Source organism: Microterricola viridarii (assembly GCF_900104895.1).
GTDB classification, from domain to species: domain Bacteria; phylum Actinomycetota; class Actinomycetes; order Actinomycetales; family Microbacteriaceae; genus Microterricola; species Microterricola viridarii.
In genome coordinates this window covers 1,618,418-1,636,130 of record NZ_LT629742.1, presented here as the reverse complement: position 1 = coordinate 1,636,130, position 17,713 = coordinate 1,618,418, and the positions used below count along the sequence as shown (strand labels likewise).

Here is a 17,713-nt window from a genome sequence, read left to right as displayed (position 1 = left end):
CAGTCATACTGGGCAGATGGATGCACTCTCTGACCTCGTCGCGACCATCGGTGACCAGTTCTGGACATGGATCGTGTTGCCGGTCGTCGTGGGGCTCGGCCTGTACTTCACGATCCGCAGCGGGGTGGTGCAGTTTCGCCTGATCCCGGAGATGCTCCGCACCCTCACCGACAAGACCCCGCGCGACGCGGACGGCAAGCCGCAATCGGTCTCGGCGTTCCAGGCGTTCACGATCTCCGCAGCCTCCCGCGTCGGCGTCGGCAACATCGCCGGTGTCGGCACGGCGATTGCGATCGGCGGCCCCGGCGCGGTGTTCTGGATGTGGGCGATGGCGTTCATCGGCGGCGCGTCGAGCTTCGTCGAGTCGACGCTCGGCCAGACGTACAAGGTCAAGGACGCGACCGGGTTCCGCGGCGGCCCGGCCTACTACATGCAGCACGGCCTCAAGGCGCGCTGGATGGGCGTCGTCTTCGCCGTCATCCTGATCCTCTGCTTCCCACTCGCGTTCAGCTCTCTGCAGGCCAACACGATCGCGGCGACCGTCGGCTCCAGCCTCGGCGGCGAGGTGCCCGGCTGGCTCGGCTGGGCGATCGGCATCGTCCTGGCCGCGCTGACCGGGCTCGTCGTCTTCGGCGGGGTGCGCCGCATCGCCTCCGTCACCCAGGCCGTCGTGCCGCTGATGGCGCTGCTCTACCTGCTCGTCGGCCTCGTCATCGTGGCCATGAACATCGAGAAGCTGCCCGAGGTGTTCGCCTCGATCTTCACGCAGGCATTCGGCTACAACGAGGTGATCGGCGCGACGATCGGCACGATCATCATGACGGGCGTCAAGCGCGGCATGTTCTCCAACGAGGCCGGGCTCGGCTCGGCCCCGAACGCGGGCGCCTCCGCCGCCGTCACCCACCCGGTCAAGCAGGGCCTCGTGCAGACCCTCGGCGTCTACTTCGACACGTTCCTGATCTGCTCCATCACGGCGTTCATCATCCTCGTCTCGACACCGGACCTGGCCGGGGCCAGCCGCGGCATCGGGCTCACCCAGGACGCCATCGTGTCCAATCTGGGCTCCTGGTCGAACGTGCTCCTCAGCGTGATCATCTTCCTGCTCGCGTTCAGCTCGATCCTCGGCAACTACTACTACGGAGAGTCGAACATCGAGTTCATCACCACGAAGCGCTCAGTGCTCACCGGCTACCGGATCGTCGCCGTGGCCGTCATCCTGTTCGGCTCCGTGGCATCCGCCGACCTCGTCTGGAACACGGCCGACGGCATCATGGGCCTGATGGCGATGGTGAACCTGATCGCGATCATGCTGCTCTCCGGGGTGGCATTCCGCCTGCTGAAGGACTACACCAGCCAGCGCCGGGCCGGGCACGACCCGGTGTTCACACAGTCCCGCATGCCCGACCTCGACGGCATCGAGTGCTGGGTCGACGAGCAGTCCGTCACGGGCACCATCCCGGTGCTGCGCGACGAGACGCACCGCGACCACCTGCACGGGCGGCGCTAGGCGCGCTCCGCCGGCCCGCGGGACGCTCAGGGCTTCGGTCGCTGGCGCTCCCTCCAGCCACCATGCGACGGGGCCTCGACCGCTGGTCGAGTAGCGAGGAACGAGCGTATCGAGACCCCGCACGGGACTCACTCCCCCGCCGATAACCGGGCCTCGCCACGGCCCTGGCGGGCCTACTCGACCACCGCGCCCCGCGCGAGGCGCGCACAACAGGGATGGCCCCCAGATCGTGATCTGGGGGCCATCCCTGTTGGCGCGAGGCGTCCTACTCGGTGATGTCGATCTCCACCATGACGTCGGCGGAGATGCGCTCCCGCACGGTCGCGAGCAGTCCGTCCGGCACGGGCGAGTCGACGGTCAGCACGCTGAGCGCCTGGCCGCCGGCCTCGTGGCGGGCGATCTGCATGCCGGCGATGTTGATGCCGGCCTCGCCGAACTCGGCGCCGTAGACGGCGACGATTCCGGGGCGGTCGGTGTAGATCATGACGATGTGGTGCTGGGCGATCGGGATCTCGACGCCGTAGCCGTTGATCTCGACGATCTTCTCGATCTGCTTGGTGCCGGTCAGGGTGCCAGAGACCGAGACCTGCGTGCCGTCGGCCAGCGCGCCGCGCAGCGTGATGACGTTGCGGTACTCGTCGGAGACGGCGTCCGTGATCAGGCGCACCGTGATGCCGCGCTGCTCGGCGAGCAGCGGCGCGTTCACGTAGGAGACGGTCTCGCTGACGACGTTGGTGAAGATGCCCTTGAGTGCGGCGAGCTTGAGCACGCTGACGTCGTAGCCGGAGAGCTCGCCGTGCACCTCGACGTCGACGCTGGTCAGCGGGCTGCTGTGCGCGACGCCGGAGAACACCTGGCCGAGCTTCTCGACGAGCGGGATGCCGGGGCGCACGTACGGGTCGATGATGCCGCCGGCGACGTTGACGGCATCCGGGACCAGCTCGCCGGCCAGGGCCAGGCGCACCGACTTGGCGACGGAGACGCCGGCCTTCTCCTGGGCCTCGTCGGTGGACGCACCCAGGTGCGGGGTGACGATGACGTTCGGCAGGGCGAGCAGCGGGGATTCGACGGGCGGCTCGGTGACGAACACGTCGAGGCCGGCGCCGGCGATCTCGCCGTCGGTGAGCGCCGTGTGCAGCGCGTCCTCGTCGATGAGTCCGCCGCGGGCGACGTTGACGATGTATGCCGTCTTCTTCATCTTCGCGAACTGCGGGGTGCTGATCATGCCGATCGTCTCCGGCGTGCGCGGCATGTGGATGGTGATGAAGTCGCTCTGCTCGAGCAGCTCGTCGAGCGAGACCGGGGTCACGCCGAGCTGCTGGGCGCGGGCCGAGGTGATGTAGGGGTCGTAGGCGATGACGTTGACGCCGAAGGACTGCAGGCGTGCGGTGATCAGCGCGCCGATGCGGCCGAGGCCGATGATGCCGACGGTCTTCTCGTACAGCTCGGTGCCGGTGTAGGCGGAGCGCTTCCACTGGCCCTGCGCGAGCGCGTTGTGCGCGGCGGGGATGTGGCGGGCGAGGCTCAGGATGTGGCCGACGGTCAGCTCGGCGGCCGAGATGATGTTGGAGGTCGGCGCGTTGACGACCATGACGCCAGCCGTCGTGGCCGACTTGATGTCGACGTTGTCGAGGCCGACGCCGGCACGGGCGATGACCTGCAGCTTCGGCGCCGCGGCGATGGCCTCGGCGTCGACCTTGGTGGCGGAGCGCACCAGGATGGCGTTGGCATCCGCGAGGGCTGCCAGCAGGGCGGGACGGTCGGTTCCATCGACGGAGCGAACGTCGAAGTCGGGCCCGAGGGCATCGACGGTGGCGGGCGACAGTTCTTCGGCAATCAGCACGATCGGCTTGGGCACGATGTATCAGTTTCCTTTGTGGTCGGATGCGACGGAATCGAACGCGGAATGAACGACGGGTTCGGGCGCCACGGCCATTGGGGCGCTGATACTCCCCCACTTTAGTGGAGCGTCAGGGGTGCTCGTGACGGGGGATCAGGCCCCGGAGAAGTCGAGGATCGGCCCGAAAGCGAAAACCCCGATGATGTTGAGATACGCGACGGCTGACACGCACAGGCCGACGAAAAGGAAGGCCGCCAGTGCCAGGGCGCCACGGTTGCGGCCCAGCCAGAACGCGAGCCCGAACAGGGCCAGCGGCAGCACCAGGGCCGCGATCAGCACGATCCAGCCGTACGCGGTGATGGGCACGCCGAGCGCGCTGGCGCTCTGCTGGATGGCGAGCAGGTTGCCGAGGGCCTCCCACACGTCGAAGGCGTAGAACAGGCCGAAGAACACGGCGATGGTGGCCGCCAGCCAGAGCGGCGTGTGCGTGCCGCGCTCGGCCGGGGTGGCCTCGATGGATGCACTCATCATGCGCCCCCTGTCCCGAGGATGAACGGCAATGGGATCAGCACGAGCGCGCCGAGCACGAGCAGCAGGATGCGGCGGAGCGTGCGTCCCCGCGTCTGCCAGAACACGAGCGCGAACCAGCCGGCCGGTGCCAGCACGGCGAGCCAGAGCCCGAGCGTGAACATGAAGCTTCCGACCAGGTCGGCGGCGCTGTTCGGCATCCGGCCGGCGGTGAGAGCCCAGCCGATTGTGTAGAGCAGGTAGACCCCGCCGAGGATGCCAAGCACGACGAGGGCGACGGAGCTGCCGGCCGCGGCATCCTCTGCCTCTGTCTGGGCCTCAGGCTCGGGCGTCGCCTCGCTCGGCCCGGCGATCTTGCCGGGGCCGCCGACCGGCTTCCAGCCGGGTGCGAGCCCGCTCTCCGGCGTCTTCGGGCCTGCGCCCTCAAGCGTCGGGTCGTCTTCGCCGGCCCAACTCAGGGCATCGTCGTCGGGGTCGCGGGTCATGGCTCCAGCGTAGCGGCCATCACGGCGGCAGCTGCCGCGGCGGCGATGTCGCCGTCGGTCCTGTCGTAGCTCTGGGCGCCGCCGCCCGGCCCGCTCGGCGAGGGGTCGGCGACGGTGGTCTTGGCGGAGAGGTGCACGGCGTCGAGGCCGGCCGCGAGCAGCGCGCCGATGTCCTCGACGCGCACTCCGCCGCCCGCCATGATCTGCAGGCGATCCCCGACGTGCGCCTTGAGAGCGGTCAGGGTCTCGATGCCGTCGATGCTGCGCGCTGCACCACCGGAGGTGAGCACCCGGCTGAGCCCGAGGCCGACCAGCACGTCGGCGGTGTGCAGCGGCGATTCGACGGCGTCGATGGCGCGGTGGAAGGTGACCTGCATGCCTTCTGCGGCGGCGATCAACTCGGCCGTCACGGCCTTGTCGACGAGACCGGACGCGGTCAGCGCCCCGATCACGACGCCGGCCGCTCCGGCGGCGCGGACCGCGCGGATGTCGCGGATACTCGTGTCGACCTCGTCAGCCGAGTACACGAAACCGCCCGGCCGCGGGCGCACCAGAACGTGCACGAAGTCGGCGGCCCCGGCTAGCTGGGCCGCCTCGACGGCCTGCTCGACCGCGCCGATCGACGGGGTGAGCCCGCCGACGCCGAGCGCCCCGCAGAGCTCGATCCGGGTCGCCCCGACGCGGAGCGCCGTGCGCGCCCCGTCGAGGTCCTGGACGGCGAGTTCGAGCGAGTGCTTCTTCGAGGTCATGCTGCTCACGCTAGCGGGTCGGCGAGCACGGCCACCGCGACGGCCTCGCCGCGGAGCGACTCGGGCACGACCAGGCGCGCCCCGGAGCCCGGCGTCGCCGCCAGCACCTCGGCCGGCTGGGACCCGCCCTGGCCGAGCCAGTGCACGGCCGTTCCCTCGCGGTACTCCGCGGGCAGGGCGGCCTCGCCGGCGGCCGGGTCGCTGGCCTGCAGGTAGAGCTTTCCGGCGTTCTGCGTGTAGGAGACGGCCTGGCCGGACTCCCCCGCGCGCCGCCAGGGGCGCGTGCCGTAGATGGCCTCGCCGTTGCCGCGGAGCCAGCTGCCCATGGCGGCCATGCTCTGCTGCTGCAGCTCGGGGATGGAGCCGTCTGCGCGGGGGCCGACGTTGATCAGCAGGTTGCCGTTCTTGCTCACCACGTCGACCAGCAGGCGGATGAGGGCGTCGCCGGAGAGCGTGTGCTCCGGCCCCTCGACCTGGTTGTAGCCGAAGGAGTAGCCGAGGCCGCGGGTGGACTCCCACGGCTGCTCGATGATGTCCTCCACGTGCCGGTACTCGCGCGTGATGAAGCCGTGATACGGCACGCCCCAGCGGTCGTTGACGACGCCGTGCGGAATGGCGTCGAGGTAGCGCTCGAGCAGGGCCGCGACGGCGTAGGGGTCGTGTCCCTTGCCGCCGTCGGGCCAGTCGATGTCGTTCCAGAGGATGTCGGGTTCGAATCGCTCGATCAGCTCTTCGAGCTGGGCCGCGCTGTAGCGGGCAAACCTCTCGTCGTTGCGACGGAAGCGGAACAGGTCGGTGTCCGACTCGATCGGCGGGAAGTCGCTGACGTGCCAGTCGAGTGCGCCGGAGAAGTAGACGCCGAAGCGTTGGCCGGCCGCCCGGGTCTCCCGGGCGATCTCGCTGATCAGGTCGCGCTTCGGGCCGCGGTTGACGGCGTTGAACGGCGTCGTCTCCGTGCCCCACAGGCAGAAGCCCTCGTGGTGCTTGGTGGTCGGGATGACGTAGCGGGCGCCGGCGTCGACGAGCGAGCCGACGAAGGCCTGCGGGTCGAAGGCATCCGCGTTCCAGTGGTCGGCGAGGTCCTCGTAACTGGTGCCGGTGCCGTACACATCCTGGTGGCGCTCCCAGGTGGGGCTGCCCTTGATGCGCACGGTGTTGCCGTACCACTCGGCGTACTGGTGGTGCGCGTAGGCGTCCTCGGCGGGCACGTTGCGGGTGCCGGTCGGGGTGCCCCAGGCGGGCACCGAGTAGAGGCCCCAGTGCACGAAGAAGCCGAGCTTGGCGTCGCGGTACCACTCGGGCACGCCGGCGTCGGGGTAGCTGGGGCCGTTGGCGCCGAAGTCGGGGCCGACGCGGCTCTCAAAGTTCAACATCAGATCGTCTCGATTCCGTCTGCGGTGCGGCGGGTGATGACGGCGCGCAGCTCCGGCGTGCCGTTCGGGTCAAAGGGGAACACCCCAGGCTCGAGGTGGGAGTGGCCGAGGCGCAGCAGGTCCTGGTCGACGCCGCCGGGGGTGAGGGCCAGCTTCCAGCGCTCGCCCTCGGCGGCGCCGGTGGTGAGCGCGTAGAGCTCAGGCTCGAGGTAGCCGATCTTGACGAACACGATGTCCATCGAGTTGGGGTCGATGCCGAGCTGGGTGAAGTCCGCGATGTGGTGGAACGGCTTGCGGCGCTCGGTGATGATCGCGTGCACGCCGCCGGCCTTCACGACCACCTGGGTGCCGGCATCCGAGTCGCCCTCGGTGATGGAGAACACCTCGCCGGTGATCGCGACGGGGCCGGACGGGCCGCCGTCGACGCGGCCGCCGACCTCGAGCGACACCGTCGCGCCGACGCCGGCCGCGACGGCCTGTGCGACGGCAGCGGCATCGAAGATCGACGCGTGCACGACGTTGATCGTGCCGTCGGCGAACTCGGGCCGGGCCAGCAGCTGGCCGAGCGTCCAGGAGACGTCGCCCGCACCACCGGCGGTCGGGTTGTCGCCCGAGTCACTGATGACGTAGGGGCGCGCGTCGGATGCCGCGTTCGAGGCGAGCGCGGCATCGATCGACGCGGCCAGCGGCAGCGCGTCGGCGACGAAGGCGAAGTCGTCGCGGGCGTCCCAGTACAGCTTGCCCAGGCGCTCGGTCTCGGCGCGGATCGCCTCCACGTCGTCGCCGGTCGTGACGACGACAGCCTGGCAGCGCGGCTCGTCGGCCCAGGCGTAGCCCACCCAGATCGAGGAGTCGATGACGCCTTCCCGGGCCTCGGAGGCGGGGACCTCCGCGTAGATGGTGCGCGCGGGCTCGATGCGCGTGCTGGTCTTCTCGCCGGGCAGCAGCACCGGGACGGGCAGCCAGGCCTTGTACGGCCGGCGCGCGTCGACATCGGAGCCGACGGAGGAGCGCAGGCGCTCCAGCATGTTGAAGATGGCGCGCTGCTTGGTGTTCCAGTGGTCCTCGTGCGGGGCCATCCGGTAACAGGCGATCAGGTCGCTCATGTCGAGGAGGGTGCGCGAGACGTTGCCGTGCAGGTCCATCGAGGTGGAGACAAAGGTGTCGGCGCCGAGCGCCTCGCGCACGGCGGAGCCGAGGTCGCCCTCGGCATCCGTCATGCCGACGACGCTCATGGCGCCGTGGATGTCGAAGTAGAACGCGTCGAACGGGCCCTGCTCGGCGATGCCGGCGAGGATCTCCGCCTTCAGCCGCTCGTAGGTCTCGCGGGCGACGGCGCCGCCGGGCAGCGAGCGGGCCTGCAGCAGCGGCACCCAGTCGGCCGCCTCGCGCAGCTCGGAGCCGGGCTCCATGAACGGGTAGTAGCCGATCAGCACGTCGCCGCGGCGCTCGGTGAACGCCTCGTCGCCGCTCACGTGCGGGGAGAAGGTGCTCGACTCGATCGAGATGCCGCCGATGCCGATGCGCGGGCGGACGAGGCCACCCTCAGCGACCGGGGAGAGCGGGCCGGACCAGATTTCCGATGCTTCAATCACGCTGTAGTTCCTATGCTTCGGCGCTGACGAGAGCGCTGTTTCTGTCGGCGTTGTTCGTGTCTGCGCTGGTTATGTCTGCGCTGTTGCCGTCTGCGAGCTGCCAGGCCAGCGCGGCGGCGCCGATGGCGACGGAGTTGCCGCCGAGCGCGCTCGGCACGACGACGAGGGGGTAGCCGGAGACGGGCTGGTGCCTGCTCAGCGTCTCACGGAGGGCGGGCTCGAGCACGTCCCAGGCGCCGCGCACTCCCCCGCCGATGACGACGTCCTGCACGTCGACCAGGTTGACCGCCGTGGCGATCGCGAGGGCGATGGCGTGCCCGGCGGCGTCGAAGGTGGCGATGGCATCCGCGTCGCCGGCACGCGCGCGAGCGGCCACGAGCACGGCGGCGTCGATGTCGACTCCTGCCCGCTCGCTGTAGCGCGCCGCGATGGAGCGGCCGGATGCCAGCGTCTCCAGGTGGCCGAGCTGGCCGCAGGTGCAGACGATGTCGCTGTAGCCGGGCGTGTGCCCGATCTCGCCGGCCGCGCCGCGGGCGCCGAGGAAGACCTCGCCGCCGAGCGCTAGCGCGCCGCCGACACCGGTTCCGAGCATGATTCCGAGGGCGTTCTCGCTGCCGGCGATCGCGCCGTAGCGGGTCTCGCCGAGCAGGAAGGCGTTCACGTCGTTGTCGACGGCGACGCCGACACCGAGCCGCTCGCCGAGGTCGGCGCCGAGGCCGAAGCCGGCCCAGTCGGTGAAGGACTCGGAGGCGGCGATGATGACGCCGGTCTCGGCGTCGACGACGCCGGCCGCGCCGACACCGGCCGCGATGGCGCGGAGGCCGAGGGTGGCCTCGAGGCTCTGCACCAGCCGGGCGGCGGCGCGGCTCATCGCCGCGCCGCCCTCCCTGGCCGGGGCCGGGACCGTGCCGGAGGCCAGCACGGTTCCGGCACGGTCAACGAGCAGCGCAGAGATCTTGGTGCCACCGATGTCGATTCCCGCCACGGCCGCGGGCACAGCGGTGCCCTGGCGTTGTGCGTTCGTCATGCTTAGCGACCACCCAGACCGGCCATGGAGATGCCCTTGACCAGGTGTTTCTGCAGCGCGATGACGAGGACGGTCGTCGGGATCATGGAGATGATCGCGGCGGCCATCTGGAGGTCCCAGCGGGTTCCGGTCAGACCGGAGAAGCTGGCCAGACCGATCGGCAGGGTGCCGTGCGCGGCGTAGTCGACGGTCACGATGAGCGGCCAGAGGTAGCTGTTCCAGAAGCCGAGGAAGGTGAAGACGGCCAGCACGGCGACGCCGGACTTGGACAGCGGCAGGATGATCTGCAGGAAGGTGCGGATCGGTCCGGCGCCGTCCACGCGGGCTGCCTCTTCGAGCTCGAACGGGATGCCGCGGAAGAACTGGCGCATCAGGAAGGTGCCGAAGGCGGTGAACGCGAAGGGGAAGATGAGCGCCTGGTAGGTGTCGACCCAGCCGAACCACTGCATCACGATGAACATCGGGATGACGATGACCTCGGCCGGCACCATCAGGGTGGCCAGGAACAGCACGAACACGGCGTCGCGGCCCTTCCAGCGCAGGCGGCCGAACGCGTAGCCGGCCATGGTGGACACGGCGAGCACGACGAGGGTTCCGGCGATGGCGACGAAGAAGGAGTTGCCGATATAGCTGAGGAACGGGCCGTAGCTGAACACGTCGATGAAGTTCGTCCAGCGCACCTCTGACGCGATCAGCGTCGGCGGCATGGAGAAGATCTCCTGGTTCGGCTTCATGGCCGAGAAGAACGCGTACACCAGCGGGGCGAGGAAGATCGCGGCGGCGATGTAGACGCCGATGTGGGCGAAGACCAGGCGGACCTTCTCCGGTCCGGTCATCGGGGCGTGCCCGGCGACCTTCTCCTGGTCCTCCTTGCCGCGGCGGCGCTTGCGCGCCGGCGGCATCGTCACCGCGCGGGTGTCGTCGGCCGGGGCGGCCGGGGCGGTGATCGTACTAGTGCTCATAGTGCACCCACTTCTTCTGAGCGCCGAACTGCGCGGCGGTCATGGCGATGATGATGGCGAAGAGGATCCAGGCGGCCGCGGCGGCGAGGCCGAGCTCTTGGAACTTGAATCCCTGGTTGTAGATGAACTGCACGATCGGCTGGGTGGCGTTGCCCGGGCCGCCGCCGGTGAGCATCTGCGGCTGCACGAACACCTGCATGGCGCTGATCATGGTCATGATGCTGGCGAAGAAGATCGACGGCGACGTCAGCGGCACGGTGATCTTCCACGTCATCCGCAGGCCGGTGGCTCCGTCGATGCGGGCCGCCTCCACGACGGACTCCGGCAGCTGCTCGAGAGCGGCGGAGAAGATCAGCATGTTGTAGCCGAGGCCCTGCCAGACGCTCATCATGACGACCATCATCATGGCCCACTGCGGGTCGGCCAGGAAGTTGGGCAGTTCGATGCCGAACCAGGTCTGGGAGAGACCATTGACGAGGCCCTGCGGCTGCAGCAGCATCTTCCAGACCAGAACGTTGGCCACCATCGGGGTGACAACGGGGATGAAGAACAGGACGCGGAGGGCGCCACGGCCACGGATCCGCGAGTGCAGCGAGAGCGCCAGCAGGTAGGACATGACGACGCTGATCGGCACGTAGAGCAGCGCGAACACGAAGGTGTTGCGGAGGGCGGGCCAGAAGTCCGGGCTGTCCGTGAAGAGCTTGACGTAGTTGTCGAAGCCGACGAACGTCTTCTCGCCGACGGTGGGCCAGTCGAAGAAGCCCATCACGATGGAGAGTGCTACGGGGACGAAGGTGAACAGGGCGAGGCCCGCCAGGGCCGGGCTGACAAAGCCCAGCGCCTGACGGGATTCGCTCTTTGCAAGAGCCCCTCGACGAGGTGTGTGAGTACCGTTCGACATGTCGAGAGGACTCCTCGCTTTCGTTAGTTAGTTGTTACTTGCCGAACTGCGACTGGGCGGTCTTGAGCACGTTCTCCATGCTCTCCTGGCCGTTGTAGACGCTGACCAGCTGCGGCTGGACGAAGGTGTCGATCTTGGACCAGTTGTCGGTGACGTACTGACCCTGCACGTTGCTGAACGCAGACTCGAACGCGGCCTCAACCTGGTCGCGGTACTCGGCCGGGAGCGACTCGAAGTACAGCGGCTGCGAGGAGACGCGGGCCGGGTAGCTGCGACCGGAGGACGCGATGTAGTCCTGCGACTCGACGCTCAGCAGCGAGCCGAGAACCTTGAGGGCAGCTTCCTTGTTGTCGCAGTCCTGGGCGATGCCGAAGCCGGAGCCGAGCACGAGGCCGAGCGAGCCGTTGGGGCCTGCGGGCAGCGGGGCCATGCCGGCGGTGAAGCCCGGGTCGTTGTCGAGGTAGCCGACGGCGTTCCAGGTGCCGTCAACGGCCATGGCCGCCATGCCGCTGGAGTACTGGTTCTCGCCCCAGCCGGTGTCGGATGCGGAGGAGACGGGGAGAGCGACCTTCTGCTCGGTGACGAGCTCGCCGTACCAGGTGGCTGCGTCGACGAAGGCGGGGTTGGTCAGGTCGAGCGTGCCGTCCTGCTTGACCGGCTGGACGCCGGCCTTGGCGATGGGCAGTGCCTGCCACTGGAAGCCGCCCATGCCGATGCCGAAGCCGGCGTGCTTGTCGGTGGTGGCGGCCTTGGCGGTGGCCTCGAAGTCGTCGAAGGTCCAGCCGTCGGCGGGGACCGGCGCGCCGGTCTCGGTCAGCATGTCGGCGTTGTAGTAGGTGAGCATGGTGGCCATGTCGAAGGGAACGCCGTAGACGTCGCCCTTGTTGCTCAGGATCTCGAGTGCGCCGTCGGCGAACTCGTCGGTGACGATGCCGGCGGTGGCCAGGTCCTCGTCGGTCAGCTGGGCGAAGCCGGCGGTGTAGCTGGAGAGCATTCCGCTGTTCATGCCGGTGACGCAGGCCATGTTGCCCGAGGCCATGTTGGTGGTGAGCTTCGTGAAGAAGTCGCCCCACGGCGCGGTGCGCAGCTCGATCTTGAGGTCGGGGTTGGCCTTCTGTGCGATGGCGACCTGTGCCTCGAGTGCCGCGGTGTCGTCCTGGCTGCCGGCCCACATGTCAACGACGATCTTGTTGTCGCCGCCTGCGCTGCCTGCGTCCGTGCCGCCGGCGCTGCAGCCGGTCAGGACGAGCGCTGCCGAAGCGGTCAGTGCCGCTGCGATGTGCATCTTCTTCATCGAAAAATGTCTCCTCAGTGCGGGCCGCTCACGCGGCCACATTCAGTAATTCAGGTGCACACTCCCCGAGCGATTTCCTCGTCGAGTGTCAGGGAAAGGGCGACTTATTTTGAGGTTCAAAGTAAGTTGCTCTTGATATTGCGTAAAGTCATACTCGCAGACGCCGGGCAAAAAGGTCAACTTTCATCCGATGTCTCCGTGTTACGGCTTTGTAACGCCGCAAATACACGGGGTGTGCACGCCAACGAGTAGTCTCTACTTAATTCGAAGATGAGGGAAATTATGTCGCCCATTGGCCCGCGCACCGGCGCGCACGGCACCGAGCAGTACACCGAGCAGATCATCGATCTCATAGCCTCCGGCACGGCGACGTCCCGCAGTGAGCTCGCCAGAGCGCTCGGCATCGCCCCGTCCACGGTCTCGCTGCGCGTGGCAGAGCTGGAACGGCGCGGGCTCATCGTGGAGCGCGGCGTCGGCCACTCCAGCGGCGGCCGCAAGCCCCGCATCCTCTGCCTGCGCGAGGGCACGGACTTCAACATCGTCGCCGACCTCGGCGGCCAGCATGCCCGCATCGGCCGGGTCGACCTGGCCGGGGTGCTGCACGAGACCGCGACCTTCCCCGTGCGCATCGCCGACGGGCCGGAGGCGACGCTGCGCCTGGTGTCCGCCGCGTTCGCCGAGATGATCGCGGCGGCCCCTGAGGCGGAGAGCAGCAGGCTGCGCGGCATCGGGATCGCGCTGCCCGGGCCGACATCCGAGGAGTTCGGCGGCGTCGAGCTGCCCTCCCGCATGCCCGGCTGGCAGGGCTTCTCCGTGCGCGACCGGCTCGCGCAGGACTTCCCCGACGTGCCCATCGTCGTCGACAACGACGCCAACCTGATGGCGCTCGGCGAGCACTATGCGCAGCTCACCTCCGAGCAGCACAGCATCACTGTGAAGGCCGGAACCGCCATCGGCAGCGGCATCATCGTGAACGGCGCCCTCTACCGAGGCGCGACGGGTGCGGCGGGCGACGTGACGCACACCCGCATCTCGGCGGCGGCATCCGAGCCCTGCTCCTGCGGCAACATCGGCTGCCTCGAGACGATGGCCAGCGGCGCCGGCCTGGTCCGCCAGCTGCGCGAGCTCGGTGTGGACGTCGAGACGACGGCCGACGTCATCGCGCTCGCCCGCGACGCGCACCCGCTCGCCACGACGCTGGTGCGCACCGCCGGCACGTACCTCGGCGAGGTGCTGTCGAGCGTCGTCAACTTCTTCAACCCGGACGCGCTGTTCCTGACCGGCGGCATGGCCAGCTGCGAGCCGTTCATCGCCGCGGTGCGCAGCCGCGTCTACGAGGGCTGCCACCCGCTGGTCACCCGCAGCCTGCGCATCGAGGCGGCCAGCACGGGCCCGGATGCCGGCCTGTTCGGCGCCGCGCACCTCGTGCGCGAGAAGGTCTCGCTGCTCGGCGGCTAACCCGCGCGGCGTCCCCGCCCGGTCCCACGCGCGTTCTGCGCCACTTTCGCACCGTTGCGCCAGTTGAACTGGCGTAACGCACCCGAAGTGGCGCAGAGTGCGGCCAGCTGGGGCGGCGAGGTGCGCGGCCCTTCCGAAGCTGCGCAGAGCGCGGTCAACGGGGCTGGCGGGGAGCGCACTCAGTCCGCGCTGCCCGCCGCCACACGGGTGGCGAAGAGCTCGATCGCCTCCAGCACGCGACCGAGCGCCTCAAGCGATTCGCGCCAGGCGCCCTCCACCTCGAGTGTGTGCGCGGCATCCGCGATCTCGACGACGTCGAACCCGCGTGCCCGCGCGGCTTCCGCCGACCACAGCGGGTCGCGGCTTCCGCCTATCGCGACGCCGCCGCGTTCGCCCGCGGTCGCGTTGCCAAGGGATGCCGGGTACCCCGGCGCGAGCACCGGGGTCAGCAGCACGTGCGGAACCTCGGGCAAGACCTCTGCGGACAGCGCCCCGATCGACTTCGCCACGACGAGGTCGGGGGTCGCGCCGGCCGCCTCCACCGCGGCCGCCAGCCCGGCGCGAACGAGGCCCACGCCGTCCTGAGCCCAGTCGCGCTCGACCGGCCAGGAGATCGAGACCACGTCGAACCCGACGGCGACCAGCGTGCGGGCGGCGCAGTACAGCAGCGGCATCTCTGCGCTGTAACCGGAACCGGGCAGGATGACCGCCGTGCCACGCACGACGCTCGGTGTGGGCCAGCGTGTCGCAGTGGGCTTCATGCCGTCACACTACCGAGCGCACGGCCGAAGCACGCGCACGCCGCGGGAAGCGTCGGCCCGGGCGGCTGCCGCAGCTGCGCCCGGCGCCACTTTGTCGCCCTCCGCGCCACACCCTGTGGCGCGGAGGGCGACAAACTGGCGCACGGCGGGCGCGCTGCACGGCGGGCGCGCTGCACGGCGGGCGCGCCGCGCTGCCGGCTCGCCGCGCTGCCGGCGCCGCTAGTCGGCCAGCGTCAGCTCGATCACGGGCATCGCCACGTCGGGACGGCGCGTCGGCAGCGACAGCGTGAGGGTTCCGGCGGCCTGGCCGGCCGGCTGCGTCACGAGCGCCTGCTGGTCCGGGTCGGAGACCGACGTCTTCACCCACGAGCCGTCGTGCAGCAGGCGGGCGTAGCTGACCTTGCCGGCCAGCTCCGGCAGGTGCAGGAAGCCCATCGGCCAGGTGAAGACGTGCAGGTAGAGCTTGTTGCCGCGCTGCGTGTAGACGCCCTCGCGCGGCGGCCTGTGCGCGGCGTGGCCGGCGCCGACGACGGCGCGCTCGTGCAGCCGCATCCACTCGCCGATCTCGGCCAGGAGGGCGGTGTCGCGCTTGTCGAGCGCTCCCCTGCCGTTCGGGCCGACGTTCAGCAGCATGTTGCCGCCCATCGAGACCGAGTCGGCCAGCATCCGGATGAGCAGGTCGGCCGACTTGTGGTTGTCGTTGTCGCGGTCGTAGCCCCAGGAGCCGTTCGTGGTCTGGCAGGCCTCCCAGAGCACGGGCACGCCGTCGGCGACGAGCGGCTCGGTCGGCTGGTACTGCTCGGGGGTGACGAAGTCGCCGGGGATGCCGAGCCGGTCGTTGACGATCATGCCGGGCTGCAGCTCGCGGCAGAGCGCCAGCAGGCCCTCGGCGTCCCAGTCCTCGGCCGACTTGCCTGCCCAGCCCTGCTTGGTCTCCGGGTAGGTGTAGTCGAAGAACAGGTAGTCGACCTGGCCGTAGTCCGTGAGCAGTTCGCGCACCTGGCCGTGCAGGAACTCGCGGTAGCGGGCCATGTCGCGGCCCTCGTTCAGGCTCGCGGCGTTCTCGTCGTCGCGGCGCGGGTGCACCCAGTCGACCGTGAAGTCGGGGTGGTGCCAGTCGATCAGCGAGTGGTACAGGCCGACCTTGAGCCCCTCGGCGCGGAGCGCGTCGACGAGCTCGCGCACGAGGTCGCGGCCGCAGGCGGCCTCGGAGTTGAAGTCGCTCAGTGCGGTGTTCCAGAGCGCGAAGCCCTCGTGGTGCTTGGTGGTGAGCACCACGTAGCTCATGCCGGCCTGCTTCGCCGTGCGGGCGATCTCGGCCGCGTCGAAGAGGTCGGGGTCGAAGTTGTCGAAGTACTGGCGGTAGTCCGCGTCGGTGAGCTTCTCGTTCGTCTGCACCCACTCGTGCCGGGCGGCACCGCTGTACAAACCGAAGTGGACGAACATTCCGAAGCGGGCGGCGGTGAACCAGTCAGTTGCAGACACGGCGTTGTACTCCTGGGGTGAGGGGCGAATGACTCCCCCCAGTTTAGCCATAGACATCGGATGTCTGGCCGGGACGCGTGGCCGAACGAGCTGTGGCCCGCCTCGAGGAGGCGGGCCACAGCGGTGGAACGAAGTGCAGCGGGGAGCTGCCGGGGGCGACTAGCGCGCGACGCTGCCGTCGGTGTAGTCCTCGTCCAGCTGCTTCCACGCGAAGAGGCTGCGCAGCTCGCGGCCGGTGACCTCGATCGGGTGGGCCTCGCCCTTGGCGCGCAGCGCCTGGAACTCGGGAGCACCGGCATCCTGGTCGTCGATGAAGCGCTTGGCGAATGCACCGCTCTGGATGTCGGCGAGAACGGCCTGCATGTTCTCCTTGACGTGCGGGTCGATGACGCGCGGGCCGGAGACGTAGTCGCCGTACTCAGCGGTGTCGGAGACGCTCCAACGCTGCTTGGCGATGCCGCCCTCCCACATCAGGTCGACGATGAGCTTGAGCTCGTGCAGCACCTCGAAGTACGCGATCTGCGGCTGGTAGCCGGCCTCGGTCAGGGTCTCGAAGCCGTACTGGACGAGCTGCGAGACGCCGCCGCAGAGAACGGCCTGCTCACCGAACAGGTCGGTCTCGGTCTCCTCGGTGAAGGTGGTCTTGATGACGCCGGCGCGGGTGCCGCCGATTGCCTTCGCGTAGGAGAGGGCGATGTCCCAGGCCTGGCCGGTCGCGTCGTTCTCGACGGCGATGATGTCCGGGATGCCGCGGCCGGCGACGAACTCGCGGCGAACCGTGTGGCCGGGGGCCTTCGGGGCGACGAGGATGACGTCGACGTCCTTCGGGGCGTCGATGTAGCCGAAGCGGATGTTGAAGCCGTGCGCGAAGGCGAGGGTCTTGCCCGCGGTCAGCTTGTCCTTGATCTGGTCGTTGTAGATCGAACGCTGGTGCTGGTCCGGAGCCAGGATCATGATGAGGTCGGCCCACTCGGCCGCGTCGGCGACGGAGAGAACCTGGAAGCCCTCGTCCTGCGCCTTGGGCGCGGACTTGGAGCCTTCCTTCAGGCCGATGACGACCTCGACACCGGAGTCGCGGAGGTTCAGCGCGTGGGCGTGGCCCTGCGAGCCGTAGCCGACGATGGCAACCTTCTTGCCCTGGATGATCGACAGGTCGGCGTCTTTGTCGTAAAGGATCTCAGACATTCGTGTTTCTCTCTAACTTGGTTGTGGTGGAGTGGAAGAAATGTGAAGTGACTAGCTCTTGAACACGCGTTCGGTGATCGACTTGGAGCCGCGGCCGATGGCCAGGCGCCCCGACTGCGCGATCTCCTTGATCCCGTAGGGCTCGAGCACGCGCAGGAACGCGTTCGTCTTGCCGGCGTCGCCGGTGACCTCGATGACGAGGGCATCGGTGGCGACGTCCACGACGCGGGCACGGAACAGCGTGACCGCCTCGAGCACCTGGGAACGGGTGACGTTGTCGACCTTGACCTTGATCAGCATGTGCTCGCGCTGCACGGACTGCGCAGGGTCGAGCTCGACGATCTTGATCACGTTGACCAGCTTGTTCAGCTGCTTGGTGACCTGCTCGAGCGGCAGGGCGTCAACGTCGACGACGACGGTGATTCGGGAGAGGCCCTCGATCTCGCTGTGACCGACGGCGAGGCTCTCGATGTTGAAGCCGCGGCGCGCGAACAGGCCGGCGACGCGGGTGAGCAGGCCGGGCTTGTCCTCGACGAGCAGGCTCAGAACGTGGGTGCTCATGG

At 69.2% G+C, this 17,713-nt stretch carries 16 protein-coding genes; 2 read left to right on the top strand and 14 right to left on the bottom strand.

Annotation, left to right across the window (positions count from 1 at the left end):
- Window positions 1-16 precede the first annotated feature (16 nt).
- Complete coding sequence (locus BLT62_RS07435; protein WP_083363483.1) at window positions 17-1,507, top strand: alanine/glycine:cation symporter family protein; 1,491 nt, start codon at window positions 17-19, stop codon at window positions 1,505-1,507.
- Between the two features lie 265 nt (window positions 1,508-1,772).
- Here BLT62_RS07435 and serA read toward each other — a convergent pair whose 3' ends face one another.
- The 10 genes from serA to BLT62_RS07385 all read right to left on the bottom strand — a co-directional run bounded on the left by serA (window position 1,773) and on the right by BLT62_RS07385 (window position 12,261).
- On the bottom strand, window positions 1,773-3,365 hold the full coding sequence (gene serA / locus BLT62_RS07430) for a phosphoglycerate dehydrogenase (RefSeq protein ID WP_083363482.1): 1,593 nt from the start codon (window positions 3,363-3,365) through the stop codon (window positions 1,773-1,775).
- 135 nt (window positions 3,366-3,500) lie between these two features.
- Window positions 3,501-3,875: a hypothetical protein gene (locus tag BLT62_RS07425; RefSeq protein WP_083363481.1), complete on the bottom strand. Its 375-nt coding sequence runs from the start codon at window positions 3,873-3,875 to the stop codon at window positions 3,501-3,503.
- The gene (locus tag BLT62_RS07420) at window positions 3,875-4,360 is read right to left on the bottom strand and encodes a hypothetical protein (RefSeq protein ID WP_083363480.1); all 486 of its coding nucleotides are present in this window, start codon (window positions 4,358-4,360) and stop codon (window positions 3,875-3,877) included. The genes BLT62_RS07425 and BLT62_RS07420 overlap by 1 nt, the downstream gene beginning before the upstream one ends.
- Window positions 4,357-5,109, bottom strand: coding sequence for a copper homeostasis protein CutC (locus BLT62_RS07415; RefSeq protein WP_083363479.1), 753 nt, complete (start codon window positions 5,107-5,109; stop codon window positions 4,357-4,359). The genes BLT62_RS07420 and BLT62_RS07415 overlap by 4 nt, the downstream gene beginning before the upstream one ends.
- A 5-nt stretch (window positions 5,110-5,114) precedes the next feature.
- On the bottom strand, window positions 5,115-6,482 hold the full coding sequence (locus tag BLT62_RS07410; protein WP_083363478.1) for an alpha-L-fucosidase: 1,368 nt from the start codon (window positions 6,480-6,482) through the stop codon (window positions 5,115-5,117).
- Entirely contained in the window at window positions 6,482-8,074 is a 1,593-nt protein-coding gene (locus BLT62_RS07405; protein ID WP_197675205.1) for a M81 family metallopeptidase, read from the bottom strand. The genes BLT62_RS07410 and BLT62_RS07405 overlap by 1 nt, the downstream gene beginning before the upstream one ends.
- A gap of 13 nt (window positions 8,075-8,087) precedes the next feature.
- Window positions 8,088-9,104 carry an ROK family protein gene (locus tag BLT62_RS07400; RefSeq protein ID WP_083363476.1) on the bottom strand — a complete coding sequence of 339 codons (1,017 nt, stop codon included), beginning with the start codon at window positions 9,102-9,104 and terminating at the stop codon, window positions 8,088-8,090.
- A 2-nt stretch (window positions 9,105-9,106) separates the two neighbouring features.
- The gene (locus tag BLT62_RS07395; protein ID WP_231919388.1) at window positions 9,107-10,066 is read right to left on the bottom strand and encodes a carbohydrate ABC transporter permease; all 960 of its coding nucleotides are present in this window, start codon (window positions 10,064-10,066) and stop codon (window positions 9,107-9,109) included.
- Entirely contained in the window at window positions 10,056-10,967 is a 912-nt protein-coding gene (locus tag BLT62_RS07390; protein WP_083363475.1) for a carbohydrate ABC transporter permease, read from the bottom strand. Before BLT62_RS07390 ends, BLT62_RS07395 begins: the two co-directional genes overlap by 11 nt.
- Before the next feature lie 34 nt (window positions 10,968-11,001).
- Window positions 11,002-12,261, bottom strand: a complete 1,260-nt coding sequence (locus tag BLT62_RS07385; RefSeq protein ID WP_083363474.1) for an ABC transporter substrate-binding protein — start codon at window positions 12,259-12,261, stop codon at window positions 11,002-11,004.
- A 282-nt stretch (window positions 12,262-12,543) separates the two neighbouring features.
- On the opposite strand from BLT62_RS07385, the gene BLT62_RS07380 reads away from it, so the two are divergent.
- Window positions 12,544-13,719, top strand: coding sequence for an ROK family transcriptional regulator (locus BLT62_RS07380; RefSeq protein WP_083363473.1), 1,176 nt, complete (start codon window positions 12,544-12,546; stop codon window positions 13,717-13,719).
- Between the two features lie 179 nt (window positions 13,720-13,898).
- Here BLT62_RS07380 and BLT62_RS17600 read toward each other — a convergent pair whose 3' ends face one another.
- The 4 genes from BLT62_RS17600 to ilvN form a co-directional block, all read right to left on the bottom strand.
- Window positions 13,899-14,480 carry a hypothetical protein gene (locus BLT62_RS17600; protein ID WP_156786273.1) on the bottom strand — a complete coding sequence of 194 codons (582 nt, stop codon included), beginning with the start codon at window positions 14,478-14,480 and terminating at the stop codon, window positions 13,899-13,901.
- Window positions 14,481-14,699: 219 nt separating this feature from the next.
- A complete protein-coding gene (locus BLT62_RS07370; protein WP_231919387.1) occupies window positions 14,700-15,965 on the bottom strand; it encodes an alpha-L-fucosidase in 1,266 nt (421 codons plus the stop codon).
- 159 nt (window positions 15,966-16,124) lie between these two features.
- Window positions 16,125-17,150 carry a ketol-acid reductoisomerase gene (ilvC, locus tag BLT62_RS07365; RefSeq protein WP_083363470.1) on the bottom strand — a complete coding sequence of 342 codons (1,026 nt, stop codon included), beginning with the start codon at window positions 17,148-17,150 and terminating at the stop codon, window positions 16,125-16,127.
- Window positions 17,151-17,201: 51 nt separating this feature from the next.
- Window positions 17,202-17,711: an acetolactate synthase small subunit gene (gene ilvN / locus BLT62_RS07360; RefSeq protein ID WP_083363469.1), complete on the bottom strand. Its 510-nt coding sequence runs from the start codon at window positions 17,709-17,711 to the stop codon at window positions 17,202-17,204.
- Window positions 17,712-17,713 lie beyond the last annotated feature (2 nt).